This is a genomic window from Streptomyces sp. NPDC102283 (assembly GCF_044766265.1).
Classification (GTDB): domain Bacteria; phylum Actinomycetota; class Actinomycetes; order Streptomycetales; family Streptomycetaceae; genus Streptomyces.
In genome coordinates this window covers 198,736-224,876 of the sequence record NZ_JBIWLQ010000005.1, presented here as the reverse complement: position 1 = coordinate 224,876, position 26,141 = coordinate 198,736, and the positions used below count along the sequence as shown (strand labels likewise).

Sequence of the window (26,141 nt, the reverse complement as noted above, 5' to 3'; positions counted from 1 at the left end):
CTGGATACGCGGTGCTCATGCCCGAGGTCCGGCCCCTCGCTCGCGATGGGGGCCGGACCTCGGTCGCCGGACTGTGCTCCGCTACACCCGCAGGTGGACGCCGTCGGCGCCGAAGCGGTCCGTCACCGTCCGGACCAGGAGGTCCAGCACCCCGTTGAACTCCTCGGCAGGGCGGGCCGGTTCGCTGTCGAAGCGGAGCAGGTAGGTCACCGAACGCCGGCCCGGGTCGCCGCGGTCCGGGAGGAAGACGTCGGCCACGTCGATGGAACGCACCCACTCCGGTGCGGCCGTGCGGAGGGTCTCCCGTACCTGGTCGTTCGACACGGCGCGGGGCATGACGAAGTCCAGCATCCGCTCGACCGCCGGGTCCTCGCGGAAGGGTGCGGTCGCCACCCGCCCGGTACGCACGGACCACACGTCGAAGTCGAGCTCCACGTAGACCGGACGCTTGCCCCCGAGACCGGCGCGGTGCCGGACGTCGGGGTGCACCTCGCCGCAGACACCCGCCGGCGCCCCGTCGATCAGGAGCAGCGCGCTGCGGTGCGGGTGGAGGGAGTCGGCCAGGGGGTGGGTCCCCGGAAGCCGCTCGACGGTGAGGCCCACCCCGCAGCGGAGCGCGGCCTCCTCCACGACACCGCGCAGGAAGAAGAAGTCCACGGGGCCGGACTTGCCGGTCCACAGGCCTTCCTCGCGCTCACCGGAGGCGATCGCCCAGAGCACGGGGCGCTCCTCGCAGAGCCCGTTCGCGGCGGTGGGATCGCTCCGGAAGGTCCGGGTCACCTCGAAGAGACGGATACGTTCCTGCTTGAAGCGCAGGTTGGCGCCCACCGCGGAGACCGCCTGTGCCAGGCAGTTGTTCTTGAGCATCGAGTACCGGCGGTCCTCGGCGTTGGCGATGCCCACGTGCGCCGCGAGGGGGTGGTCCGCCGCCGGGGAGATGATCTTCAGCGTCTCCTTGGAGTAGAAGCCGTCGGTGAAGGTCTCCATGAACCCGAAGCCGACGAAGGTGTCGCCGAGCACCTGGACGAGTGTCTCCCGGGGCGTGAGCGACGCTCCGTGACTCGCGGGGAGGGGTCGGGCGGGCAGGACGTCGAACCCGATGTGCCGCGCGATCTCCTCGTACAGGTCCTCCGTCTCCTTAACGTCCCAGATGCGGGCGCCCGGGACCTCGTAACGGCCCTCACCCGCCTCCCGGAAGCCGTACGCCGCCAGGCGCTCGGTCACCTCGGCCCGGTCGAGCGCGGTGCCGAGGAACGCCGAGGCGCTCGCCGCCTCCACCGGCAGGACCGGCAGGGTGCCGTTCCACGGCTGGGGCTCGGCGGTGGAACCGCTCCGGACGGCGGCCTTGGACTCGCCGAGCAGGCTGAGCGCGCGGCCCGCCCCCCGGTGGACGGCCGTGGGGTCAGCGCCCCGCTCAAAGCGCTGCGAGGCGGGCGTGGAGACGCCCAGCGCGGTGGCGGCGAGCCGGACCGCCACGGGGTCGAACGCGGCGGACTCCAGGAGTACGCGGCGGGTCCCCGCCGTCACCCGGGAGTGCTCGCCGCCGATCACTCCGGCCACCGAGAGGATCTTCTCCTCGTCGGCCACCACGGCAGTGCCCTCCGCCAGTTCCCGGGGCTCCTCCTCACCGATGGGGGTGAAGGTCTCGCCCGGACGGCTGGCGCGGACCTCGACCATGCCGAGGACCTTGTCCGCGTCGTAGGTCTGGAGCGGCTGGCCGAGCTCCAGGTTGGCCGCCTCGGCCGCGTCCACGACGGCGTGCCCGCTGCGCAACCCCGACGTCGTGAGCCGCTCCGCGCTGTCCGCGGGCAGCTCGGCGGTCGCGTCGAGCACCTCCAGCGGGGTCAGCGTGTACGCGAGGCAGTGCGTCGTGGTGACCGAGACCGATGGACCGTCCGGGCCCACCACCAGCGGTTCCACGGGGACGTCGGAGAGGGTGAGGCCGAGCCGCGCGGCGAGTTCGAGCGCGACGCCGAAGTAGCTCCGGTGGTCTCCCCGGTTGGCGAGGAACTCCAGGGTCACGGACGTGCTCGGGCCGTCCGCGTCGATGGACTTCACTTCCAGGCCCGACTCGTCCAGGGCGTCGCGGAAAGCGGTGGGGTCGTCCTGCAGACCGGGGAGGAAGGTGCGGAGACCTGCGGTAGTCAGTTTCACTCGTGGCCTCGGTGAAGGTAGTTCAGCAGACGTTGGTCCGACCCGTAGAGCGGGCGCACCTTGGTGACGCCCAGCCACTGCGAGGTCATGCGGGTGGTGCCCCAGCCGAAAGCGATGCCCGTGATGCCGTCGCGGTCGTAGCCGAACTCGCGCAGGACGGCGGGGTGGACCATGCCGGCGCCGATGATGGTGACCCAGCCGATGTGGTGGCAGGCCTCGCAGCCGTCGCCGCCGCAGTTGGTGCAGGCGATGTCCAGGCCGAGGGACGGTTCGGTGTAGGGGTAGTACTTCGGCTTGAAACGGAGCTTGACGTCCTCGCCGTACAGCTCTTTCGCTACGAAGCCGAGCAAGCTCTTGAGGTGTCCGACGTTCAGGCCCGGCTCCAGCCAGAAGCCCTCCAACTGGTGGAACATCGCCAGGTGGGTGGCGTCCACGGCCTCGTTCCGGTAGACCCGGCCGGCGGCCGCGACCTTGATCGGGACGTCGCGGCCCTCGCCGAGGACCCGCGCCTGCACGGTTGTGGTGTGGGAGCGCAGCAGCTTCCCCGCGTCCAGCCAGAAGGTGTCCTGCATATCGCGGGCCGGGTGGTGCTGCGGAATGTTGAGGGCGTCGAAGTTGTGGTAGGCGTCCTCGACTTCGGGGCCCTCGGCGCGTTCGAAGCCGAGCTTGCGCAGGACGGTCAGGCAGCGCTGCTCCACCTCGGTGAGCGGGTGCCAGGACCCCACGCGGCCGGCCTGACCGGGCAGGGTGACATCCAGCCACTCCGCTTCCAGCTGCTTGGCCGTCTCGGCCTTGCGGGCGGCATTCACCCGGGCGTCGATCTCGCCCTGCATCTGCTGCGAGAGCTCGTTCAGCCGGGCGGCGTACGCACGACGCTCCTCTTCGGGAAGCCCCGGCAGGCGACGAAACTCTTCCTTGATCAGACTGCGGCGGCCCAGAAAAGAGGTCCGCAAAGTCTCGATCTCGGACTTTTGCGATGCTTTGGACAATTCCTCCAGGAAGGATTGCCGCAAACTCTCGATGTCGGTCAACTCACCCACTCCGTAGTTCTCTGTGCAGCCCACGGCACGACGGGGAGCGGAATCGACAAACCGTCATTTGCCCAACTCCCCCAGGATCTTCGCCAAGCCTCGACCTGCGGCCAGGCTGCCGTAGCGCAGCCTACCAACGGTCCTGATCGCGTCGGCCATCTCGTGAAGCAGCAGTTCGCGGGCCGAGATCAATGAAGGGAGTTCAGCGGTTCGCACCACGAAATCCTGTTCCAGAGAGACCCTTCCGTCCGCGACCCGTATCCGGCTGCCGGCGCCCAGGAGGTCGAGCCGTTCGACGCGGTTCGCCGACCGGGACGTCACCGCGAACACGAACCGGCATCCCCGGGCGAAATTGACGATTCCGACCCCCGTGCCGTCGTCGAATCCCGAAACGCACACCGTCTCGGGCGCCCCGAGCAACTGACAGGCCAGGTCGAGATGGAAGGCCACCGCCCGCAGCGCCGCCTGGGTCTCCGGATTCCTGGTCAGCGGCGCCCAGCGCGCCCAGCGATGCGCCTCCACGGGCCGGCAGTCCGAGACCTCCAGGACGCCGTACGCGAACGGGGTGGCGGGGGAGGCCGTCTCCGCCCCGTGCAACAGGGCTCGGTGAGGGGCCAGGACGCCGATCGGCCGCCCTCCCGCCGCTTGGAGACGGATCAACTCCTCCAGCTCTCCGGCGGTCATCGGGAAGGGCTCGGTCAGCAGCACGGCCTTGCCGGCCCCGTGCAACTGGCGGACCAGCTCCGGCCGGTCGTCGCCCGCCGCGTCCAGCACCACCAGATCGAGCCCGGGCGACGCCACCAGACCCTGCCACGCCCGGTCGTCGCCCCGGTCCAGATCGACGACGTCGGCCAGGCCGAACGCGCTGCTCTCCTCGACCATGTGCGCCGTTTCGGAGAGCGTGGACCACGTGCCGGCGACCGCGGCGGAGAGGGTCGGCTGCGACACGGATCACGACTCCACGGAAGGGGGATCGGCAAGCAGCGTCGGCGGTCGACCGCGTTCATGGCTGCGCCTCCAGCATGGCATTCGCCCACGTGGGGAGGCCAGCACTCGCCCTGGCGGCTGAACGTCATGGCGAGCCCTCGCACCCGGCCGAGCCGTCCCGCCATGTAAGACCACGCGTGCGAGCAGGTGTCCGGGATGTGAACAGCCCACCCCGCATGGCGGCGATCGGCCATGGCCAGCGGGCGCAGCGGCCAGCTATGGACCGGCGGCCGTGGGGCTGGCCAGGATGGTGCAAGACCGTAACCCCCGGGGGCCCCAGGAATCGGTCGGAAGCCATTCGTGTAGCAGTCGACAAAGGACTCCCATGTCTGAGCAGACGGTTTTTGCACCCGGTTCGTGGAAGAAGCCCGACGAGCACTACCTCACCGTTCTCGAAAATCCCTGGTACGCGAATCTGACCCTTCTCCAGGACGTCATCGCGCACCGCACCACGTCTTTCTGGACTGCTCGCAAGGCCCGCTATCTGCACCTCCCCATCACGACCGGATCGATTTCCAGCCCCATGGGGCGAGGCAGCGACAGCAGCCCGGTCAAGGTCGAGCTGGAGGGAAGTCCGACCTATCTCGCCGATTCCATGCAGTTCATGCTGGAGTTCGGCTGCCGGCTCGCCCCCGAGGGCGCCTACTACCTGATGCCCTCCTTCCGTGGTGAGGCGGCCGACCAGACGCACCTCTGCCAGTTCTTCCACAGCGAGGCCGAGATCGTCGGCGGTCTCGACGACGTCATGGAAACGGTCGAGGACTACCTGTCCGACCTCGCGGCCGGTCTCCTCGAGCACGGCGGGGACGCCGTTCGCCAGATGGCGGGCGACGTCACCCACCTGGAAGAGCTCGCCGGCGCCAAGGCGCTCCCGCGGATCACCTTCGACGAGGCCGCGGCCCGTCTCGACTCCGACCCCGCCTACGTGAACGAGCTGGAGCCCGGCTGCCGCAGCCTCACCAGGGCGGGCGAGCGCAAGCTGATGGACCAGTTCGGCGGCTACGTGTGGGTGACCCACCCGGACCACCTCAGCGTGCCGTTCTACCAGGCGTTCGCGCCGGAGGACTCGACCAAGGCCCTCAGCGCGGACCTGCTCTTCGGTATCGGTGAGACCGTCGGCGCGGGCGAGCGCCACGCGGACGGCACGACCCTCGCGGCGGCGCTGGACCTGCACGAGGTGTCCGCCGCGAGCTACGAGTGGTACACGGTCATGAAGGAGCGCCACCCGCTGCGGACCGCCGGCTTCGGCCTCGGCGTCGAGCGCTTCCTCCTCTGGGCGACCCGGCACGACGACATCCGCGACCTCGCACTGCTGCTGCGCTTCAACGGCACCACGATCCTTCCCTGATCACGGGAGGCCACCACGGATCCCCGTACACCAGCACGCCTCGAGAGGACTGCCCAACCCATGAACGACACCACCGCCACCGCCACCGCAGGCACGGACAACGCCGAGCTGATCGACTACTTCCGCAACAAGGCCGACGGCTACGACCGGGTCGACGAGCAGGTGTACTGGCGTCTCTCCGACGAGCTGCTGTGGGAGGCCATCGAGCGCTACGTGCTCCCCGGCATTCCCCAGGGAGGCCGGCTGCTGGACGCGGGCGGCGGCACGGGCCGGTGGACCGACCGGCTGCTCACCGCGCGCCCGGACCTCACCGGAGTGCTCTACGACCTGAGCCCCGACATGTCCAAGCACGCGCTGGCGAAGGCCGGGCGACACGGTTACGAGGACCGCCTGACCGTCGTCAACGGCGACCTGATGAACGTCGCCGAGGACCTGGCCGGGCAGACCTTCGACCTGGTCATCAGCTTCCACAACGTGCTCGGGTTCGTCGCGGACCCGCGCGAGGTGCTGCGTCAGCTGAGCACGCTCATGAAGCCGGGCAGCCAGATGGCCCTGGTCCTGCCGAACCGCTATCACGCCGCCTTCTTCAACGTCATGGTCGGCAACCTCGAAGAGGCTGAGTCCGCGGTCACCCAGCGGTCGGGCCGCTTCACGCCGGACATGCCGCCCATGCACCTCTTCACCCCCACCGAGCTCCAGGGCGACCTGGCCGGGGCGGGTCTGCACACCACCGTCCGCACCGGCTTCCCCGTCCTCGTCTACCCGGGCTACCAGGAGACGCAGCTGGACGGATCGAGCACCGGCGTGATGCGCACCCTGTCCGACCCCGAGCACTACGCGCGCATCCGCTCGATGGAACTGCGGCTGCTCGGCGAGACGGGAATGGCGGAGCGGGGCAACAACCTCCTCTTCGTCGCCAAGCGCGGGGTCTGACCACCCGAGGCCGCCGCCCTTTTCCACCCGTTAGCCCGGGCCGGACCCGGCCCGGGCATCGACCGAGGCAGTCGCATGTCTGAACCCCACACGAGGCCCGCCCAGATGATCCCCTCCGCACCCCTGCGGCCCGGGGACACGATCGGAATCTGCGCGCCGTCCATGGCGCACGCCGCGCGCTACCCACGTCGCAGGGAGCGGGCGCTGGCGCACCTGCGGGAGCTCGGCTACCAGGTGCGCGGCAGTCGCAACTGGCTGCGGGACACCGGGCACACGGCCGGTACGGCCGCCGAACGGGCGGCGGACCTGCACGAGTTGTACGCGGACCCCCAGGTCCGCGTCATCATGACCTCGATCGGCGGCCACAACGCCAACCAGCTGCTCGACCTGCTGGACTACGACCTCATCCGGGCTCACGCGAAGCCGCTGGTCGGCTACAGCGACACCTCCGCCCTGCTGCTGGCCATCTGGCAGCGCACCCGGGCCGGTGTCGTCCAAGGGCCCCAACTGCTCCCGCAGTGGGGCGAGTACGGCGGATGCCATCCGGACACGCTGCGGTCCTTCCGGCAGATCCTGGGGAACGGGAGGCCGGCCGGCCGGATGACCTTCCCGACCGAGCGTGTGATCGAGTTCCTGCCCTGGGACGAGGCCGACGACCGGCCGCGCGAGAGGCTCGCCGCCGACGCGCCCCGCGTCCACGTCCGGGGCCGCGCCACCGGTCATCTCATAGCGGCCAACCTGGAGACCCTCCTCTCGCTGGCCGGGACCCCGTACTGGCCCGACCTGGACGGAGCGGTCCTCCTCCTGGAGAGCACGACCACCGACCTGGCCCCGCTCACCGCCCGCCTCACCCAGCTCCGTCAGATGGGAGTGCTGGACCGCCTCGCGGGCCTCGGCCTCGGGCGGTTCGCCGACGCGGACTTCGACCGCTCGGACGACCTCGCCGAGCTGATCGCCCAGGAGACAGCCGGCTTCGACGGGCCGCTGGTCACCGGTCTTCCCGTCGGCCACACGGACCCGATGCTGTGCATCCCGTTCGGCGCCCGGGCCACGCTCGCGGCCGCGGACACCGCGTGCGAGCTCACCGTTCTGGACAGCGTGGTGACGGCATGACCGGACGCCGGGGGCCTTCCGTGCACCCCCTCGCCCTGCTGACGGGCGCCGTTCTGGCCGGGCTGACCGCGACCCAGTTCGTCCACACGGTGCGGGACCGCAACCGCTGGCCGATCTGCTCCAACAACATGTTCAACCGTCCGCTGCCCCAGCGCGTGGAGCAGTTGAGGGTGCGGCTCAGGGACGGGACGCGCTGGACCGAGCCGCGGTCGGTCTACGGGCTGCTGCCCCTGGAGTTCTTCCGCGTGGTCGACATCTGCGACGCCGTACTCGTCGACAACGAGGACCCGGAGGTCCGGGACAGGTTCTGCCGCCGGGTCGTCGAGCGGCTGAACTCACGGCCGTGGAGGGGCTTCGACGAGATCAGCGCTTCGGAGCGGGCGAGCGACCCCCGCGGATTCACCGGCCTCGAACTGCTGGTGGTCACGGTGGACCTCGCCGACTACTGCCGGGCCACCGACTCACCGCTCCACGACATCGACGTACTCCACCGCTGGGAGGCCCCCTGATGCTGCGCAGGATCACCGACATCCTGTTCCGGCAGGCCGACGCTCCTGCCCGACTGCGGCTGACCACGACCGCGCTGGGCGCCGTCGCGCTGAGGACCTTGTGGCACATGCCGGACGGGGCCTTCCTGGACGAGCACCGCGACACCGTGATGTCCGAGCAGGTCCGGGGCAAGCGGACGTTCCAGCTCAGCCGACGGCAGTACGACGTCCTGCGCGGCTCCGCCCTGGCGGGGATGGCCCTGTGGACCGCCGGCGTGCGCCACCCGGCCGTCCGCGCGGTCGCCGCCACCGGCTTCATCGGCTCCAGCGCCTACGTCGCGCACTTCCACCCGCGGTTCTGGAACTACAACAGCCACCTGAGCCTGTTCGTCCTCGCGGCGGCGGCGGCCGATGTCCGCGAACCGGCGGGCGGGTCCCGATCGGATGCGGTGGAACAGCTCCAGTCCGTGGCGATCGCCTCGATGCAGCTGGGCGCGGCCACCATCTACAGCCAGGCCGGCCTGTCGAAGCTCCTGCACGGGGGCAAGGAGTGGTTCACGTCGGGCAACACGGTACGGGGCTCTCTCGTCCTGCTCGGCACCCCGGCGGGAGTCGAGGTGAGCCGGCACGACCGGCTGATGCGACTGGTCGCGGTGGCCACGGTCCTGGGGGAGACCGCGATGCTGCCCCTCCTGATCGCCCGCTGGGGCGACCGGCGGCTGATCGGCGCGGCGGCTGTCGGGTTCCATCTGTTCACCCGCCGCTATCTGGGCATCTCCTTCTGGCACCTGTGGTGGCTGCACCCGGCTCTCTTCGTCCTCCCGCTGGACGGCGACGAAGCCACCTCCGCCCTGATCCGCCGGCTGGGTCACGCGCTGACCGGGGCGACCGGGGCCGCACGGCCCCACCTCACCGCCACCTCCAAGGGAGTCTGACCATGCGGCAGGAAGGCCTCACGACGTACGGACCGGAAGCGGCCCGGCAGGCCCGGGAGCGGCTGAACGCGTGGGCGAGCGGCTTCGCCGACTGGTTCGAGGCGGCCGGCGCGCAACGGCTCGCCCCTGAGCCGCCCGTCCCGACCACGGACCGGACGATTCTGTTCACCAACTCGGCGGTGGTCCCGTTCAAGCCGTTCATCCGCGGCGACACCCCTCTCGGAGACCGCTGGGTGGCGGTACGGCAGCCCTGTATCCGCAGCCAGAACCTGCGGGCCACCTTCGTGTCCGACTTCCACACCGAGTTCGTCCTGCACTTCGAGATGCTCGGGGCGATGGCTCCCGCCGACCAGCTGACCTCCTTCACCGAGGCGATCGCCGGCTACTTCGGAACCCACCTCGGTCTGGAGGGCGACGGGGTGGCCTTCAAGGTGCACTCGCGTCACCACGATCTGAGCGGCGCGTGGAAGGAGGCGTGGACCGGGCCCATCGGCTACGACGGCGAAGCCGACGGCTTCTACAACTGGACCTTCGGCGACGACGGGATGACCGGCCGGGGAGCCACGTTCTGCCTGGTGCAGCCCGACGGACACTGGCGGGACCTCGGCAACCTGATCGCCTTCGAGTGGAACGGCGAGACCGTCGCCTACGGCTTCGGCATCGGGGTGGAGACCCTGGCGGCCGGGCTCACGGCCGAGCGCTGGGTCATCGACTCCACCGCGGAAGGCCGGATCCACCACGCCAAGACGTCGCAGGAGGCCAAACTCGCGGACCTGACGGGCCTGCTCGTGCAGCTGTACCGGGCCGGCATCGTCGTCTCCAACCGGGCCCAGGGCTACATCATGCGCAAGGCGCTGGTGTACGTGGAAAGACTCGCGGGCCGGCTCGGTGTGGAGGACGAGGTGCTCATCGGCAGGCTGGCCGCCATCGCGGCGGTCGAAGCGCCCGGCACGGAGGTGGAGGGCCAGTTCCGGGACCATCTGGAGCAGCTCCGGCACGAGGCCGTCGTCACCCGCTCGGTCGATCTGTCCTTCTTCTGCGACACCGCGCTGGAGCCCGAGGTGCTCTGCGGTGCGATCGAGGAGGAGTCCCGTCCCGAGCTACTGGCTCTGGAAGCCCGGGTGACCGACACCTGGGAGGGCCCCTCACTCCCGGCCGGGCGCCGGTCGGTGACGCTCGGCCTCACCCTGACCTCCCGCAGCCAACTGGCGCCCGCCGCGCTGCAGGCCCTGCTCAGGGAGGTCGCCGGCAAGCTGTCGGACCGCTTCGACGTGGTGCTTCGCGGCCGGTTCCAGGACGATCCCCCACCGGCCTCGGCGGAGCGGGCCGAAAAGGACTCCGGCGACGGAGCGGTGGCTCCGTGAAGCAGAAGTTCGGTAGGGGCTACTGGATGCTGCTCGCTTCCGTGACGGTCTCCAGCCTCGGTGACGGCATACGCCTCATCGCCATGCCGCTGCTGGCCTATTCGCTGACCGGCAATGCCGTCGACATCTCCTTCATCATGGTGATCGCCGCGCTGCCGGGGCTCGTGCTCGGACCGCTGGTCGGCGTCCTGGTCGACCGGTTCGACCGCCGTTTGATCCTGATCGCCGCGAACCTCGCGCGGGCCGTGCTCGTCCTGGTCTTCGCGGCCGTGATCCTGGCCGACGCCGCCGAGATGTGGCAGGTGTACGCGATGACCGCGGCGCTCTCGATCGCCGAGCTCTTCGCGGAGTCCGCCACCTTCACGATGGTCTCGGCCTCCGTGCCGGTCGAGCGGCTGGAGAAGGCCAACTCCCGTCTGTTCTCAGCCCGGATGCTGACGCAGCAGGTCATCGGTTCGCCGGTGGCGGGCGTGCTCTTCGGCGTGGCGATGAGCGCGCCCTTCCTCGCCGAGGGCGGGCTGTTCCTCGTCGCCGCCGTCGTCACGCTGTTCATCCCGGCGGGAAAGCGGCGGCTTCCGCGGGCGGACGCGGAGGGACGGGAGGACGCCGAGGCGGCCCGGGCCCCGATGACGGAGCAGATGCGCGAAGGGATCCGGATCATCCGGCGGACTCCGATGCTCAGCACCATCCTGCTGAGCGACGCTCTGCTGAACTTCTGGATGCTCATCTCCACCGCCTTGATGGTGGTGTACGCCAAGGGGGAACTGGGCGTCACCGACACCCAGTTCGCCCTGATGTTCACCGTCGCGGCCGTGGGCAGTGTGCTCGGTGGCCTGTTCCTCCCGCCGCTGGTGCGCCGGGTCGGCGTCCGGTGGACCATGGCGCTCGCCCTGGTCGTGACCGGGGCCAGTCGCCTGGCCCTGGGCCTCACCTCGGATCCCTGGCTGGCGATCGCCACGTTCTTCACCGGCGGCGCCTCGTACTTCATCTGGGACATCGCCATCGCCTCGTACCAGCAGCGCGTCACCCCCAACCACCTCCAGGGCCGTGTTCACGCCACGACCGGCAGCTTCCTCTACGGAGCGGCGGTGGTGGCCGCCCTCACCGGCGGTCTGGCCTCGGAACTCATCGGCGTACGTGCCGTCTTCGTGATCGGCGCTGTCGCCATCCTGCTGCTGAGCGTGTACTGGGTGGTCCTCGCCCGGCGCGGCGCGGCCTCCGTCGAGGAGGACGCACAGGAACCGAACGACGCCGTATCCGTTTCCTGACCCGGTCGGCTCCCTGCTCCGCGCGCCGGCCCCGATCGGCCTGCCGGCGCTGATGACCCCGAACCAGAAAGGACCCCAGAGAGAATGAACAGCACAGCGGAGCGGCCCGAGCAGGTCATCGTCTGCAAGTGGAACCACGACCTGATCGCCACGCTGCTGGAGCACACGCCCGAGGTCTACGTCATCCTGGACGACTTCGACGTGGAGCACATGGGCCCCGACTGGGAACTCCTGAAGGGAGCGGCGAAGGTCTACCGGGTCGGCGAGTTCGACTCCCTGGAGGAGATCGCGTCCGTGGCGGCAGACCTGTCCCTGCGAGGGGTGTCCGGCGACCGGGTCGTGAGCTTCACGGAGTTCAGCCAGTACGGTGCCGGCTACCTGTCCACGCTGCTGGGGGACAGCGACGACCCGCTGCACCATGTGGCCTTCCGCGACAAGCGGCTGATGAAGCAGCGCGTCGCCGCCGCGGGGATCGCCGCGGCCAACTGGGTCAGTCTGCCGAACCGTTCGGACGAGCACGACCTGGCCGCGGTGACCGAACGGCTGGAGTTCCCCGTGGTGGTCAAGCCGGTGGCGGGCGCCGGCACCATCGGCACGTTCACCGTCCGGTCCGCCGAGGAGTTGGCGCCGCGCCTCTCGGCGCTCGATCCGATTCCGTTCTTCAAGTCCCGTCAGCTCATCGCCGAGGAGTTCGTGGTCGGCCGTGAGCTCCACGTGGACGCCCTCTGGGACGGGGACGAGCCCCTCTTCCTGGTGGTGAGCGCCTACTTCGTCAATGTGCTGTCGGTCCTCGAAGGGCTGAAGGACGCAACGGCCGCGACCGGTACCCCGCTCGACGGCAGCTACGTGATCAGCCGCGAGGACGCGCCGGACCTCTACAAGCAGGTGCTCGATGTGCACCGCAACGTCAACCGGGCGCTCGGCATCGACCGGGCGGTCACCCATCTGGAGCTGTTCGAGAAGCCGGACGGCGAGCTGGTCTTCTCCGAGATCGCCACCCGGCTGGGCGGCGCCTACGTCGGCTCGATGCTGACCGAGGTCCTCGGCCGGGACGTCTTCCAGGTGGTCGGCGAGGGCCTGGTGCGAGGCTCCCTGCGGGAGACCCGGGGCAAGCACCGGTATGTGGGCGCGGTGCACCTGCGGCCCGCCCGTCCCGGGCGTATCACCGCCCTGCCCTCCGAGGAGGAGATGCTCGCGATCGAGGGTGTACAGCAGGCACAGCGCGTGGCACGCGTCGGATCGGTGGTGGACTTCTCCCATCCGTCCGAGTGGTGCGTCTTCGTGATCCTGGGCGCCGAGACGGCCGAGGAGTTCGACGCGCTCGTCGCGCGGGTGGGCCGTGAGCTGACGGTCGAGGTCGAACCCGTCGACTGAGCCACTCCCGACGACCGTCAAGCCCGCGTCTCACTGTGCGAGACGCCACCCGCTCCTGTCGTATGCACGCCACGACGTTCCCCGGTTCGCGGAAAGCATGGAATACCTCGCCGCATTGGAAGATAATTCCAGGACACAGACTTCGACGGATTGGCGCACTTCGAACGGGGCGAGGGGGAGAACATCACCATGATCAACGGCTGGTGGTAGGAAAGCACTTCGCATCTCGCGCGGGCCGGGTCGGCGGTTTACGAGTCTTCCTCACCGAAGCAATTACCCGTAGAACACGCAGGTGTTCGCGCCGACCCGGAACGCCCTCGTCCGTCAATCGTCCCGGGTGTCCAACAGCCCGGCCTTGGCGAGCTGAACAGCGACCTGGAATCGGCTCTGCACGCCGATCCGGTCGAGCATCGCCGAGATCGTCCGGCTGAGTGTGCGGGGAGAAATGCTCAGCTGCCGGGCGATCGCCTCGTCCTTCGCCCCCATGGCGAGCATGCGGACGATCGCCTGCTCCTGCGAGGTCAGCGAGAGCCGATCGGCGGCCTCGTCCTCGCACCTCTCCTGAAAGGGAGACGCGGAGTGCCAGTGGAACTCGAAGATTTCCGTGAGACAACGCACCATCTCGCAGCTCTGGATCGCGAAGGCGCCTTTCGACGAGTCCTTGGGGTCGATCGGGAGTACCGCGAGGTGCTCGTCCATCAGGATCATCCGAATAGGCAGATAGGGCGCGAGCCTGATGCCGGCGCCGTGGTGCGCGGCTTCCGCCAGATAGTCCCTGACATAGTCGGTGTTCGCTATGTGGTGCGGATACAGCGCCCTGACCTCCACACCGCGGGAGATCACCTCGGCATCGCGGAGAATCATCTCGTCCGCCAGATTCTGCGGCGGCGCCCCGCCCGGGTGCATGGCCAGCTGGCGGCGTTCGATGCCGTCCATCCGCTCCTCGATGAAGGAGTTGACCTCCCCACCGGACAGCAGCAGCTCGACATGGGCTCCCGTGTCGGCCTGATTCCGCACCGGGAAATTGCGCATCAGGACCCGGATCATGTCCCGACTGCAGGCGAGGCGGCTTCTGCTTTCCTCAAGGATCTGCTCCTCGAGCGCGAGCAGTCGGGTCAGCGCCTGCTCGGGCCGTGAGATGGCGTAGCCCGACGGCGTGCCCGGAGCGGGTGCGAGCAGCCCCAGATCGGCGAGCCTGCAGACCGCCTGCTCGACCCGCCAGGGCTCAGCCCCGACCTCGGGGCCCACCGCGGTGGCATCCCAGTCCTGCCGCTTGTTCGCTGTCCAGTACAGCATTCGAGCCAGTTCATCCATCCCACCCCCCTGTTCTCCCATGATTGTTTTCCCCCTGAGGACTCACGACCACGTGGCCGAATTTTTACCGAACTTACACACCCATGTGAACACCCATCAAGCATTGGGGATTCTCGGCTCGTTATGTCCCCATCCGTGCCCGATGTGAGCCGGTACGAATCAGGCCTCCCACGACCGCGTTGCGGCACAAGAGCGACCGAGCGCACCAGGGGCGAAATCGCGCCAGTCCATTCTCTCGAATCAAGAGAAGTCGCGGGGTGTGAATCGGACGGCGTCGGTCATCGGGCGGCGACGGATGTACGGGAAGGCTCCCCCGCCGGCCGCCGGCCGGCTTCCCTGGACAGGAGAAGGGGACGCGCCACCACTTCTCCGTTCTGCCAGCGTGCGCTGGCTCGTTCGCCGTAGCCCCCGAACGGCTGGTTGCCGTCCTCGGCATCGAGGGCGGTGCGCGCACCGCAGTTCTGGGACGTCCCGAGGACCGGGTCGGACAACGCGGGCTCCCCGTACACACTGACGTACATACCGCGTGCCTTTTCCGTCCCGCTCTCCAGCCAGGCACGGACCTCGGACGGTTCCGAGTAGCCGGCCAAGCACAGGACCGGGGAGAAGAGTTCCGGCGGATGGGTCTCCGCCAGGTCCGTGAACTCAAGGACGGTGGGCTCCAACCAGCGGCTGTGCGCGTCGACATGTCCACCGCTGCGGACCTTGTCCCGATGCCTCTCGACGAACTCGGCGGCCGCGTCGAAGGCATCGGCGTAGAAGAGAGCGGGAGAGACGAGGCCGGTCCGCTCCCGGGGAGCACGGGGAACCCGGCCGAAGGCGGCGGACAGCCCTTCCGCGATCTCCCGGTACACCGAGGTGTGGGCGATCAGGAGGTCGGGGCAGAGACAGTCCTGTCCGCCGTTGAAGAGACGGGCCTCGACCGTCGCGCGGACCACTTCCGGGACGTCCGCACGAGGCCCGGCCACCACGGGGTTGGGGCCGGACCCGAATCCGAGTATGGGGATGTCGGCGGGGATCGATTCCCTGATGTGGAGCAGGTTCTCGTAGCGCCCGGTGAAGACCACCATCCCGGCGGCGCGGCACAGTTCCACGAAGTTCCGCTGGGAGACGTCCACCAGGGAGACCGGGCTGTTGGGCAGGTCCCGCAGCAGCTCCTGGAGGGGAATCACCACGTCCCGGGTCCGCGCCGACGGCCGTAGCAACACCTCGTCGCTCCACAGTCCGGGCATCAGGCCGAAGAGAACATACGAGTAGAGCACGTTGTTCGACGGCAGGAAGGTACAGACGCGACCCCCGCACCGGCCGGTGAAGCGCGCCACCTCCTCCCGGCCGCCACGCAACACGTCGACAGCGGAGTTGAGTTCGGCGACAGCACTGTCCCTGGTGGCCATGCCCGTCAGCACGCCGATCAGTTCCTCCGACCGGTCCAGCAGCCACTGTGCCCACGTGGAACACAGGAGATCCACGTGGTCCAGGTCGAGCCCGGGGCCCGTGACCCGGCGGCCGGAAGACGCAGCGTGCACGGTTTCCTCCTCGAATGGGATGACCTGCTGTCAGGCCCGCCGCGTGAAAGCGATGGTCGCCGCACCGAACGCGCAGGCGATGCCGGCCGCGAGGTAGGCGAGGTGGTAACCGGTGAGGTCGTCACCGCTGGTCGCCGCGACCAGGACCATGACCGCCACTCCGACGCTGGCGCCGATCTGCTGGGCCACGACGTTCACCGCCCCGGCGACCGCGTGCTGGTGCGGCGGGACGCCGGACAGCGCGGCGGACGTCATCGAGGGGAAGTTCAGCCCCTGGCCGATGCCGCTGACCACCAGGCCGGGCAGCACGTGCAGCAGATAGTCACCGTCCTGGGGCGTGCTCATCCACAGCGCCGTTCCGCCGCCGATCAGGAGGAGCCCGACGACCATCAGGGTGGGCGGAGCGTACCGGGCCAGCAGACGTCCGGTGGCGTAGTTGGCGGTGAGGAACACCGCCAGCGACATCGGCACCATGGCGAGACCGGACTCGAGCGGAGAGTAGTCCAGCATCCCCTGCAGATACAGGGGCGCGAAGAACAGCATGCCGACCGAGCCCATGTACTGGAGGAACGCCGCCAGGCTGGCTGCCCGTACCGATGAGATCCGGAAGAGGCCGAGAGGAAGCACCGGGTCGACGGTGCGGTGTTCGCACACGACGAAGACCGTCAACGAGGCCACGGCGGCGCAGACCGCGATCCACGCCAACGTGCCGCTGCTGCTCACCCCGACGACCAGCAGGGTGAGACCGAGCGTCCCCGATATCGCGCCGGGCAGGTCCAGCCTGCCACCCCGCCCGACGCCCCGGGGGAGGCCGGCCCGCGTCACGGCCAGCACGGCCGCACCCACCACGACCGAGAACCACAGCACCGACCGCCAGCCGAGGAGCTGGGTCAGCACTCCGCCCAGCAGCACCCCGCCGCTGAAGCTGGCCGCGCCCACCGCGGCGTACACGCTGAGCGCCCGGTTCCGCGCCGGACCCGCCGGGAACACCTCGGTCAGCATGGCCAGCGCGGCCGGACCCGACAGGGCCGCGCCGATGCCCTGGACCGCCCGCGCACCGAGCAGCACCGCGATGTCCGGCGCGAGAGCTCCGGCCAGCGCGGCCACGGTGAACAGGGCGACACCGGCGGCGAACACCCTTCGCCGGCCCAACACGTCGGCGAGGCGGCCCCCCACCAGCAGGAAGCCGGCGAACGTCACCGCGTAAGCGATCATGACCCACTGGAGCGTGGTGTCGGCCAGGTCGAAGCGTGCTCCGATGGACGGCAGGGCGGCGTTGAGCACCCCGAGACCGCTCACGTCCAGTGCGAGCGCCCCCGCCAGCACGCCGAGCGCCAGGCCGGGGCGGTGCTGCGGCTTCACGTCGGTACCGGTCATACGGGCCGGCCCGGGAACGCGCCGACGGCTATACCGGCGGCGTCGGCCCGCACTCCGGGCGCCACGGCCGGGAAAAGCCGACGCGGACTTCCGAATAACGTCCCCCCGACGGCCAAGACCTGCCGTGCGATGGCGCGTTCCATCTGTCCGGTTTTCGCCAGCATGACGGCAGATTCGGCCGACACCGGTTCGTGGTTCACGGATTTCATGCCGAGCAGCTTGCAATGCCGGTCGCCCGCTGTCCAGAGCGCGCCGGAATTGCGCCGATACTCCCCCGCGACCTCGTTGTTCAGAACCGATTGAGTCGCGGATTCCCCTGCGATCCGGGCGATTTTCCGGTACGGGCCCGGGGCGCGTCGGAGTTGTCTCGCGTTGAACGAAGTCGGCCTCCGATGCCCTTGCCGTCCGAACCGTCTCACGGCCGGATGAGGGGGAGCGAAAATCAGTCACCCGAGGGGCTGGATTCGGCCAGCGCACCTTCTTACTCACGAATCACACTTGTCTCGCCATTCGCGGAATGGCACTCTGAGCCCGGCGGGTGAGCGAGCCACTCTCGACCCGCCCATACCGGTCCGCACAGTTCTCGGCTTCGGCTGACGGGCGTAAAGATCTCTGCCTGCCCTGTTCCGGAGACAACGCGGTCACGGATCAGCTCGGCCAGGAGATGGATGACTTACCCCGGCAGCCGGACTGCCGGGAAGTGATCGTGAACCCGATCTCGATCGGGTTCAGCCAGGACGGCTTGACGGGGGTTGAGTCTCAGTGCGCTTACTGACCTTTGGGCAGTCATGCCTTCCTGTTCGGGAGGGGAAGGGCCACCCGGCAGGACACGGGTTCCCTTCTCCCGAGAAAACTTCCTCCTGGCTCCGCGCAGCACTCGACATGGCGTAGCGAATTCTCCCGTTCACACCATCCGCATAGCCGACCGCTCCGGCGAGCCGGCTCGGCCACCTGAGTGCCGTCATCGTTTCGACCTCTTCTCTGTCGCACAGTTGACGGAGTTTCCGCGCCCTTTGACCATCGGCCGCGAGCTCTGGCCGCACCCCATAAACATCCCTGCCGAGGAGCCGAAATGCCCCAGGAGCTCGGAGCGCGAGATCAACGCGCCACAACAGATTTCATTGTTTCTCGCATTGCCGAGCTGATGGGCGTATCCAAGGATGCGGTGGATCGCTATGTTCCGATGCACCAGTACGGTCTGGACTCGCTGAAGCTGACGGCCGTCGCCACCTCGCTGTCCGAGTTCCTCGGCCGGCGCGTGCCGGTCACCTGGATGTGGCAGTACCCGACCGTCGACGAGCTGTCCCGGGCCCTGCTCGACGGTCCACGCGCCGCGGAGACCGCGTCGGCCGGCGATCGCCGGGCGGCCGTGCACGAGCCCATCGCCATCGTCGGCATCGGTTGCCGGTTCCCCGGCGGACCGGATCCGACCGCGTTCTGGCAGCTGCTGTCGGAGGGCCGCGACGCCGTCGGCGCGGTGCCGGCGGCGCGGCGCGAACTCCTGGGCGACAGTGCGCGGTGGGGCGGGTTCATCGACGGCATCGACCAGTTCGATCCGCTGTTCTTCAACATCTCCCCCCGCGAAGCGGTCCAGATGGACCCGCAGCAGCGCCTGATCCTGGAGCTGGCCTGGGAGGCGCTGGAGGACGCGGGGGTCGCGCCCGACAGCCTCATCGGCACCGAGACCGGCGTGTTCATGGCCTCCTGCTGGGGCGACTACGCGGCCCTGGCGCACTATCGCGGCCCCGATGCCCAGATCACCCCGCACACCGCGACGGGCATGCACGACGGCATCATCGCCAACCGCGTCTCCTACGTCCTCGGCCTGCAGGGCCCCAGCATGGCCATCGACGCCGCCTGCGCCGGATCGCTGGTCTCGGTGCACGCGGGATGCCAGTCCATCTGGATGGGCGAGAGCGAACTGGTGCTGGCCGGCGGTGTGAACCTGAGCTTCGTCTCCGACTACTACACCGCCATGGACGCGATGGGCGCGCTCGCCCCGGACGGCCGCTGCAAGTCGTTCGACGCCCGGGCCAACGGCTACGTACGCGGCGAGGGCGCCGGGGTCGTCGTGCTCGCCCCGCTGAGCGTGGCCCTCGAACGCGAGCTGCCGGTGTACTGCGTGATCAAGGGCAGCTCCTCCCAGAACGACGGTCTGAGCAACGGCATGACCGCGCCGAACCCCCAGGCGCAGGAGCTGATGCTCCGCAACGCCTACCGCCGGGCCGGCATCGCACCCTCCCAGGTCGACTACATCGAGTGCCATGGCTCCGCGACGCCGCTGGGCGACCCGATCGAGGCCAACGCCATCGGCGCGGTGCTGGGCGGTGACCGCGGGTATCCGCTGCGGCTCGGTTCCGTCAAGTCCAACGTCGGGCATCTGGAGGCGGCGGCCGGCATCGTCGGCCTGGTCAAGCTCGCCCTGTCGATCCGCAACGGCGTGCTGCCGCCGAGCCTGCACTACGCCACTCCCAACCCGCAGATCATGTTCGACGAGTACAACCTCACCGTCCAGGACCGGTTGACGGCCTGGCCCCGCCGGTCCGACGCCCGCCGCGGGGGCGTCAGCTCGTTCGGCTTCGGCGGCGCGATCAGTCACGTCGTCGTCGAGGAGCTGCCGCGTCCCGAGGGCTCACTCCTCCTGCTGGCCGCGGAGTCGAAGGAAGCGCTGGCCGAGCGGGCCGCGGCGCTGTGCGCGGAGACCGATCTGCGGACGGTGTGCCGGCAGAGCCCCGGCGACGGCGGGTTCCGGCTCGCGGCCGCCGCCCGCGACATGACCGAGCTCAGGGCGCAGCTGGGCTCCCTCGCCACCGGCGCGCCCACGGCCGGGATGAGTGTCGGGGAGCCGGCCGCCCGCAGGCCGCGGGTGGCGTTCCTGTTCTCGGGCAACGGCTCGCAGTGGGTGGGCATGGGCCGGCAACTGCTCGCCGGCAACCCCGTGTTCCGGCGGTCGCTGATGCGCTCGGACAAGCGGATGCGGGAGCTGCTGGGCTTCTCGGTCGTCGACCAGATGCTGGCACCCGACGGCCGGATCGACGACATGGACGTCTTCCAGCCGCTGCTGTTCTCCCTCCAGGTCGCCCTCGCCGACACCTGGCGCTCGTTGGGGGTGGAGCCGGACGTCGTCACGGGACAGAGCGTCGGTGAGTTCGCCGCCTCCCACATCGCCGGGGCGCTCGACTTCGAGGACGCCTCCCGGCTGGCCGCCCACCACGGCCGCCTCCTCCAGCAGCTCGCCGTCGGACGCGGCGACGGCATCGTGGTGATGGCCGACGCGGAGGTCTCCGCGCGGTACCTGACCGGTCAGCTCACCGTCGCCGGCCACAACGGCCTGAACTCCACCCTGGTCACCGGTACCCCGCAGGAGATCGAAGGACTGGTCCAGCGGCTGACCGAGGAGGGCATCACGAGCCACCAGGTGCGGATGGGGCACGCGCCGCACTCGCCGCTGGTCGACCACGTCCTCGCCCCGCTGAAGGCCGAGCTCGACGGCATCACGCCGCGCACCACGCGCATCCCGATGATCTCGACGGTCACCGGTGAACTCGTCGACGGCGCGGAGCTCGGACCGGACTACTGGGCGGAGAACCTGCGCCAGGAGATCCGGCTGGTCGACGCCCTGAAGGCCCTGCGCGACCACGACGTCGACGCGGTGATCGAGATCAGCCCGCATCCTGTCCTGCTCAAGTCCGTGTCGGAGATCCTGACGGCGACCACCCTGCCCTCGCTGCGGCGCGGCACCGACGAGTCCTGGACCCTGCTCAGCTCGCTCGGCGCGCTGTACACCGCCGGCCACCCCGTCACCCCCGGCCCGTTCCTCGCGGGCGACCGCGGACGCCATGTCCCGCCCGGCCAGGGCCACATCGCGGCCGACGAGCAGACCCAGCTCGTGCCCGTCACGGCCCGCACGGCCGCCGCGCTGGCCGACACCTGCCGTGAGCTGTCCAGCCATGTCGAGCGGGACACGGGCCTACGGGTCTCCGACCTGGCCTACACGCTCACGACCAGACGCGCTCACCACAACCACCGGACGGCGCTGCTCGTCCGCAACCGCCAAGAGCTCCTGGACGGGCTCGCCCGGGTGGCCGCCGGCGAGCCGCACCCGGACGTCCTCACGGGCACGGTCGCGGCCAGCACCGACCGCCGTGTGGCCCTGGTGTTCTCCGGCGGCGGCACCCAGTGGGTCGGCATGGGCCGGGAACTCCTGGACTCGCACGCCGGATTCCGCGGGTGGATGCGGGCCTGCGACGCCGCCGTGCGCGCGGCCGGCGGCAGCTCGGTGCTCGACCAGCTCGCCGCCCCGGCCGAGGAGTCCCGGTACGAGGAGATGGACTTCCAGCAGCCGGTCCTGTTCGCCCTCCAGGTGTCGCTGGCGAAGGTCTGGCTGGAACTCGGCATCCGGCCGACCGCCGTCGTCGGGCACAGCCTCGGCGAGGTCGCGGCCGCGTGTGTCGCCGGCTCGCTGTCGCTGGACGACGCCGCCCGTGTCGTGGTCGCCCGGTCGCACCTGCTGGAGCGCAAGGCGGCGTCCGGTGCCATGATCTCGGTCGATCTGCCGGAGCGGGAACTGCTGCCCAGGATCGCCCCGTACGCCGAGCACGCGGCCATCGCCGTGGTGAACAGCCCCACCAGCGCGGCGGTGTCCGGCTCGCCCGAGGCCATCGACGCCCTGGAGTCCGACCTCGAGCGGGCGGGGATCCCGACCCGGAGGATCCGGGTCGAACGGCCGGTGCACAGCCCGGGCATGGACTCGCTGCTCGAACCCCTGCGCGAGCTCATCGACGGCATCACCCCGCTGGCGAACACCATCGAATTCCGCTCCACGGCACTGGCCGGCGCCGTGGACCCGGTCGCCGACGTCGAGTACTGGGTGCACAACCTGCGCAACCAGGTCCGGTTCGCCGAGACGATCGGCGCGCTGGTCGACGAGGGTGTCGGCACGTTCATCGAGATCGGCCCGCACGAGACCCTGCGCGGCTCGGTCGAGGAGATCGCGCTGACACGTGGCGCCCAGGTGCACGCGATCAACTCCCAGCGCCGCGACGGGAGTGACGTCCGCTGCCTGCTGGGTGCGGCCGCGTCGCTGTTCGTCAGGGGCCTCCCGCTGACCTACGACTCGTTGTTCACCGACGACGTCGAGGTCGTGGAGACCCCGCTCGTGCAGTGGCAGAAGGAACGCTACTGGCTGGACACCGCGCCCAGCCCCCGGGCCGTCGCGGCGACGGTCGCCGCACCGGCCCCCGTCGTCGTGGCCGAGGCCGTGGCCGTGGCCCCTCCCGTGGAGAGCAGGTCGCTGGAGGACGTCGTCCTCGGTGAGATCGCCGACGCGCTGGGCGTACCGGCGAACAGGTTCGACGAAAACGCGAGCCTGCGCGACTTCGGCCTCGACTCGATGCTGGCGATCCGGCTGGTCAACCGGCTCCAGTCGCTGTTCGGCCACCGGGTGTCGCCCGTCGTCTTCCTGGACGGCCGGCCCCTGTCCGAGGTCGTCGGCCACTTCGCCGAGACCGTCGGCGGGTCGGCCACGACCGCCGCGGCCACGACGGCTCCGGCACCCGAAGCCGTACCGGCGCCGCTACCGGAGGCCGCACCCGTGCGGGCATCCGGGACCGAGCAGACCCGGTCCTACCTCGACGACCTCTCCGAGCTGGACACCGAGGAGCTGGTCGAGGAGCTGGCCGCGCGCGGCTTCCTGGAGACCACCGACGTACCGGCGTCGGAGCAACTGCGCGGCGGCGGCCTCGGCCTGCACGTGGCGCCGGCGTCGCACGGCCAGGCCTCACTGTGGTTCATGCAGCAGATCTCACCCGACGCCGTGCCCTACAACTTCATGGTGGCCGCCCGGATCAGGACCGCGGTCGACGAGCAGAGGCTCGACGCCGCCGTACGGGCGGTGATGGAGCGGCACCCCGCCCTGCGCACCCTCTTCGTCGAGGCGGGCGGAAGGCCTCACCAAGTCATCCTGGAGGAACCGCAGTACGAGTTTCTCGTCGTGGACAGCACGGACCTGGACGACGAACAGGCCCGCGAGGAGCTGGCCGAGTACGGGCACCTGCCACTGGACCTGGACAACGGCCCGCTGGTCAGGGTGGTGCTGATGGCGCGGGGGCCGGCGGACCACTACCTGCTGGTGCTCGTGCACCACATCGCGTCGGACGCGGCCTCGGCCGACGTCATGATCCGTGAACTCCAGGAGCACTACGCGGGCGTCGACCTCGCCGCACGCGAACCAGTCGCCCCCTACACGGAGTTCGTCGAGTGGGAGCGGCAGTGGCTGGCCGGTCCGGCCGCCGAGGCGGCGCTGGACTGGTGGTCGCGCGAGCTGGCCGACCCGCCCGCCCACCTCGACCTGTCCACCAAGGAGCGCCCGCCCGGCGTCACCTATGAGGGCCGCGACCTGTACCTGCGCTGGAGCGCCGAGGAGACGCGGCTGCTCCGGGAGTTCGCGGTACGCGAGGGCGTATCGATCAGCACCGTCGTGCTCGCCGGATTCTTCGCCACGCTGAACCGTGCGGCCGGAGCCGAGGACTCCGTGCTCGCCACCGCCATCGCCCAACGCGGGGAACCAGGCTGGGAATCCGCCATCGGCTACTACCTGAACACCGTGCTGGTACGGGCGCGTCCCACCGGTGAGCGCAGCTTCCGCGACCTGCTGGCCGAGGTCCACGCCTTCTCGCTCGGCCTGCTGGAGCACATGAACTACCCGCTGGACCTGTTGGCCTCCACGCTGAAGCCGACCAGGGCCGAGGGCCGCTCCCCGTGGTTCGACGTGGTGGTGAACTGGCTCTCCTCGGACGCGTTCCCCCGGTCGGTCAAGCTCTTCCACGGCCTCGGCGAGACCATCGCCCCCGACAGCGCCCTGCCGCTCGAACCGCTCCAGGTACGCAGGCACCTCGCCAAATTCGACCTGGAGATCTCGATGGCCGACATCGACGGCGAGGTCGTCGGCCACATCCAGTACAAACCAAGCTACCTGGAGAGGCAGACCGTGACGGCACTGCTCACGCTCTACCGCACTGTGCTTTTCGACTCGATCGCCCGACCCGACCTGCCGCTCGCGGACATCGCACCGGGCGCCGGCGCCGAGGAGACAGACCGGTGACCGAAGCTCTGCACGCCGAGTTCATCGAGCAAGCGGTCAAGAACCCCGGGGCCACCGCGGTCTACTCCGAGGCCGGCATCCTCAACTACGGCGAACTGGACGAGCGGTCCCGGACGCTGGCCGAACGGCTCGTCGCCGAGGGCGCCGGCCCCGGAGTCCCGGTCGGCATCTGCGTCGAGCGCACACCCGACCTGCTCGTCGGCATCCTGGCCATCCTGCGCGCCGGCTCCTGCTACCTGCCGCTGGACCCGAACTATCCAGCGGAACGACTGGACTTCATGGTCCAGGACAGCGGCACCCACCTGCTGCTGACGACGCCCGCCTCCCGGGCCAACTGCCCGGCCGGCCCGACGGTGGTCGTGCTCGACGCGACCGTGCGGACCGAACCGGGCGAGCGGCCCGTGCCGGTCGTGCCCGGCGACACCGCGTACATCATCTACACCTCGGGGTCCACCGGCCGGCCGAAGGGCGTGGCCATCCACCACAGCGGCTGCGTCGCCATGCTGTCGGAGATGGACCGCGTCTTCGAGGGCCGCGACCTGAGCGGCGTCTCGGCGGCCAGCTCGGTCTGCTTCGACATGTCCGTGATGGAGATCTTCGCCGCGTTGTGCCGGGGCGGCGCCGTCATCCTGGTGGAGAGCGCCGTGCACCTGCCGGACAGCCCGTACGCCGACCGGATCACGCACCTCAACGTCGTCCCGTCGGTGATGAACGGCCTGCTGGACGCCGGAGCCCTGCCACCGAACGTCCGCACGGTCGTGTTCGGCGGCGAACCCCTGCGGCGCAAGCTGGTGGACCGGGCGTACCGGGAGACCAGCGCCGACCGGGTGTACAACGCCTACGGACCCACCGAAGGCACCGTCTTCTGCTCGCACAAGTGGGTGCGCGAGGACGAGACCGGTGAACCCACCATCGGCACGCCGTCGGTCAGCGCCCGCGCCTACGTGCTCGACGAGGACCTGAAGAAGGTGCCGGCCGGCGTGTCCGGCGAGCTCTTCATCGGTGGCGCCGGCCTGGCCCACGGGTATGTCAACCGGCCGGAGGCCACGGCGGAACGGTTCGTGCGGGACCCGTTCGTGGACGGCGAACTCATGTACCGCACCGGTGACATCGTCACGTACACCGAGGACGGCGAGCTCCAGTTCGGCGGCCGCACCGACCACCAGGTCAAGCTGCGCGGCTTCCGCATCGAGCTGGAAGAGGTCGAGGCCCGGCTGACCGGCTGCCCCGAGGTCCGGGAAGCCGCCGCCGTCGTACGGGACAACCGGCTCATCGGTTACGCCGTGCCCCAGGGCGCTCTGCGGGACGGCGTCTGGCTGGACACCGGACTCCGGACCGCCGTCATCGGCCGGCTCTCCGGCGAGCTGCCCGAGTACATGGTGCCGGCGACGGTCGTCTTCCTGGCCGCCCTCCCGCTGGCGCCCGGCGGGAAGCTCGACCGCACAGCGCTTCCCGAGCCGCCCGCCGACGAACCCGGCCGGCCCGCCTCCGTCGCCGGTACGCCGACCGAGGTGGCGCTGGCGGAGATCTGGGGCGAGCTGCTCGGCCTCGATCCGGCGGGCATCGACGTACAGGCCGCCTTCTACGACCTCGGCGGCGACTCGCTGCTGCTGGTCCGGCTGGCCCGGCTGATGACCCGGCGGTTCGACCGGCGCGTCCGTGTGCCCGACCTGTTCAGCTTCCGTGACATCTCCTCCCTCGCCCGCTGGCTCGACGACGAGAGCGGCGAGACCCCCGAGATCGTCCGGTCGGCCCGCCTCCGCGCCGGCACCCGCCGCGCCGCCCTGCGCGGCCGCTCCACCTCCAGCGGCAGCTGAGCCACCGCCA

At 70.0% G+C, this 26,141-nt stretch carries 16 protein-coding genes; 10 read left to right on the top strand and 6 right to left on the bottom strand.

The window, feature by feature from the left end; genetic code table 11:
• Positions 1-81: 81 nt before the first annotated feature.
• Genes ACIRJT_RS12495 through ACIRJT_RS12485 form a run of 3 tightly spaced genes read right to left on the bottom strand, consistent with a single transcriptional unit; the run spans position 82 to position 4,133 of the window.
• The gene (locus tag ACIRJT_RS12495; protein WP_403907855.1) at positions 82-2,154 is read right to left on the bottom strand and encodes a phenylalanine--tRNA ligase subunit beta; all 2,073 of its coding nucleotides are present in this window, start codon (positions 2,152-2,154) and stop codon (positions 82-84) included.
• A complete protein-coding gene (gene pheS, locus ACIRJT_RS12490) occupies positions 2,151-3,194 on the bottom strand; it encodes a phenylalanine--tRNA ligase subunit alpha (RefSeq protein WP_403907853.1) in 1,044 nt (347 codons plus the stop codon). The genes ACIRJT_RS12495 and pheS overlap by 4 nt, the downstream gene beginning before the upstream one ends.
• A gap of 54 nt (positions 3,195-3,248) precedes the next feature.
• Positions 3,249-4,133 (bottom strand): hypothetical protein, encoded by an 885-nt coding sequence (locus ACIRJT_RS12485; RefSeq protein WP_403907851.1) that lies wholly within the window; start codon positions 4,131-4,133, stop codon positions 3,249-3,251.
• A 364-nt stretch (positions 4,134-4,497) separates the two neighbouring features.
• On the opposite strand from ACIRJT_RS12485, the gene ACIRJT_RS12480 reads away from it, so the two are divergent.
• The 8 genes from ACIRJT_RS12480 to ACIRJT_RS12445 all read left to right on the top strand — a co-directional run bounded on the left by ACIRJT_RS12480 (position 4,498) and on the right by ACIRJT_RS12445 (position 12,995).
• The gene (locus tag ACIRJT_RS12480) at positions 4,498-5,520 is read left to right on the top strand and encodes an amino acid--tRNA ligase-related protein (protein ID WP_403907849.1); all 1,023 of its coding nucleotides are present in this window, start codon (positions 4,498-4,500) and stop codon (positions 5,518-5,520) included.
• Positions 5,521-5,580: 60 nt separating this feature from the next.
• Positions 5,581-6,453, top strand: coding sequence for a class I SAM-dependent methyltransferase (locus ACIRJT_RS12475; protein WP_403907847.1), 873 nt, complete (start codon positions 5,581-5,583; stop codon positions 6,451-6,453).
• A gap of 75 nt (positions 6,454-6,528) precedes the next feature.
• Positions 6,529-7,566: an LD-carboxypeptidase gene (locus ACIRJT_RS12470; RefSeq protein ID WP_403907845.1), complete on the top strand. Its 1,038-nt coding sequence runs from the start codon at positions 6,529-6,531 to the stop codon at positions 7,564-7,566.
• Positions 7,563-8,075, top strand: a complete 513-nt coding sequence (locus ACIRJT_RS12465; protein WP_403907843.1) for a hypothetical protein — start codon at positions 7,563-7,565, stop codon at positions 8,073-8,075. The genes ACIRJT_RS12470 and ACIRJT_RS12465 overlap by 4 nt, the downstream gene beginning before the upstream one ends.
• Entirely contained in the window at positions 8,075-8,989 is a 915-nt protein-coding gene (locus tag ACIRJT_RS12460) for a hypothetical protein (protein WP_403907841.1), read from the top strand. The genes ACIRJT_RS12465 and ACIRJT_RS12460 overlap by 1 nt, the downstream gene beginning before the upstream one ends.
• Before the next feature lie 2 nt (positions 8,990-8,991).
• A complete protein-coding gene (locus tag ACIRJT_RS12455) occupies positions 8,992-10,353 on the top strand; it encodes an alanine--tRNA ligase-related protein (RefSeq protein WP_403907839.1) in 1,362 nt (453 codons plus the stop codon).
• A complete protein-coding gene (locus tag ACIRJT_RS12450; protein ID WP_403907837.1) occupies positions 10,350-11,621 on the top strand; it encodes an MFS transporter in 1,272 nt (423 codons plus the stop codon). Before ACIRJT_RS12455 ends, ACIRJT_RS12450 begins: the two co-directional genes overlap by 4 nt.
• An 84-nt stretch (positions 11,622-11,705) precedes the next feature.
• Entirely contained in the window at positions 11,706-12,995 is a 1,290-nt protein-coding gene (locus ACIRJT_RS12445; protein ID WP_403907835.1) for an ATP-grasp domain-containing protein, read from the top strand.
• A gap of 324 nt (positions 12,996-13,319) precedes the next feature.
• On the opposite strand, the gene ACIRJT_RS12440 is transcribed toward ACIRJT_RS12445, so the two are convergent.
• The 3 genes from ACIRJT_RS12440 to ACIRJT_RS12430 all read right to left on the bottom strand — a co-directional run bounded on the left by ACIRJT_RS12440 (position 13,320) and on the right by ACIRJT_RS12430 (position 17,212).
• Entirely contained in the window at positions 13,320-14,309 is a 990-nt protein-coding gene (locus ACIRJT_RS12440) for a LuxR C-terminal-related transcriptional regulator (RefSeq protein ID WP_403907833.1), read from the bottom strand.
• A gap of 278 nt (positions 14,310-14,587) precedes the next feature.
• Positions 14,588-15,835, bottom strand: a complete 1,248-nt coding sequence (locus tag ACIRJT_RS12435; RefSeq protein ID WP_403907831.1) for an aldehyde dehydrogenase family protein — start codon at positions 15,833-15,835, stop codon at positions 14,588-14,590.
• Positions 15,836-15,865: 30 nt separating this feature from the next.
• Positions 15,866-17,212 carry an MFS transporter gene (locus ACIRJT_RS12430; RefSeq protein WP_403907829.1) on the bottom strand — a complete coding sequence of 449 codons (1,347 nt, stop codon included), beginning with the start codon at positions 17,210-17,212 and terminating at the stop codon, positions 15,866-15,868.
• A gap of 1,072 nt (positions 17,213-18,284) precedes the next feature.
• On the opposite strand from ACIRJT_RS12430, the gene ACIRJT_RS12425 reads away from it, so the two are divergent.
• Both ACIRJT_RS12425 and ACIRJT_RS12420 read left to right on the top strand, forming a co-directional pair.
• Complete coding sequence (locus ACIRJT_RS12425) at positions 18,285-24,314, top strand: acyltransferase domain-containing protein (RefSeq protein WP_403907827.1); 6,030 nt, start codon at positions 18,285-18,287, stop codon at positions 24,312-24,314.
• The gene (locus tag ACIRJT_RS12420; protein WP_403907825.1) at positions 24,311-26,131 is read left to right on the top strand and encodes an amino acid adenylation domain-containing protein; all 1,821 of its coding nucleotides are present in this window, start codon (positions 24,311-24,313) and stop codon (positions 26,129-26,131) included. Before ACIRJT_RS12425 ends, ACIRJT_RS12420 begins: the two co-directional genes overlap by 4 nt.
• Positions 26,132-26,141 lie beyond the last annotated feature (10 nt).

What these genes read in the sequence shown, in the direction of transcription:
- ACIRJT_RS12480 (WP_403907849.1), top strand. Translation starts at nt 4,498, where the DNA reads ATGTCTGAGCAGACGGTTTTTGCACCCGGTTCGTGGAAGAAGCCCGAC.
- ACIRJT_RS12475 (WP_403907847.1), top strand. Translation starts at nt 5,581, where the DNA reads ATGAACGACACCACCGCCACCGCCACCGCAGGCACGGACAACGCCGAG.
- ACIRJT_RS12470 (WP_403907845.1), top strand. Translation starts at nt 6,529, where the DNA reads ATGTCTGAACCCCACACGAGGCCCGCCCAGATGATCCCCTCCGCACCC.
- ACIRJT_RS12465 (WP_403907843.1), top strand. Translation starts at nt 7,563, where the DNA reads ATGACCGGACGCCGGGGGCCTTCCGTGCACCCCCTCGCCCTGCTGACG.
- ACIRJT_RS12460 (WP_403907841.1), top strand. Translation starts at nt 8,075, where the DNA reads ATGCTGCGCAGGATCACCGACATCCTGTTCCGGCAGGCCGACGCTCCT.
- ACIRJT_RS12455 (WP_403907839.1), top strand. Translation starts at nt 8,992, where the DNA reads ATGCGGCAGGAAGGCCTCACGACGTACGGACCGGAAGCGGCCCGGCAG.
- ACIRJT_RS12445 (WP_403907835.1), top strand. Translation starts at nt 11,706, where the DNA reads ATGAACAGCACAGCGGAGCGGCCCGAGCAGGTCATCGTCTGCAAGTGG.
- ACIRJT_RS12440 (WP_403907833.1), bottom strand. Translation starts at nt 14,309, where the DNA reads ATGGATGAACTGGCTCGAATGCTGTACTGGACAGCGAACAAGCGGCAG.
- ACIRJT_RS12430 (WP_403907829.1), bottom strand. Translation starts at nt 17,212, where the DNA reads ATGACCGGTACCGACGTGAAGCCGCAGCACCGCCCCGGCCTGGCGCTC.
- ACIRJT_RS12425 (WP_403907827.1), top strand. Translation starts at nt 18,285, where the DNA reads ATGCCCCAGGAGCTCGGAGCGCGAGATCAACGCGCCACAACAGATTTC.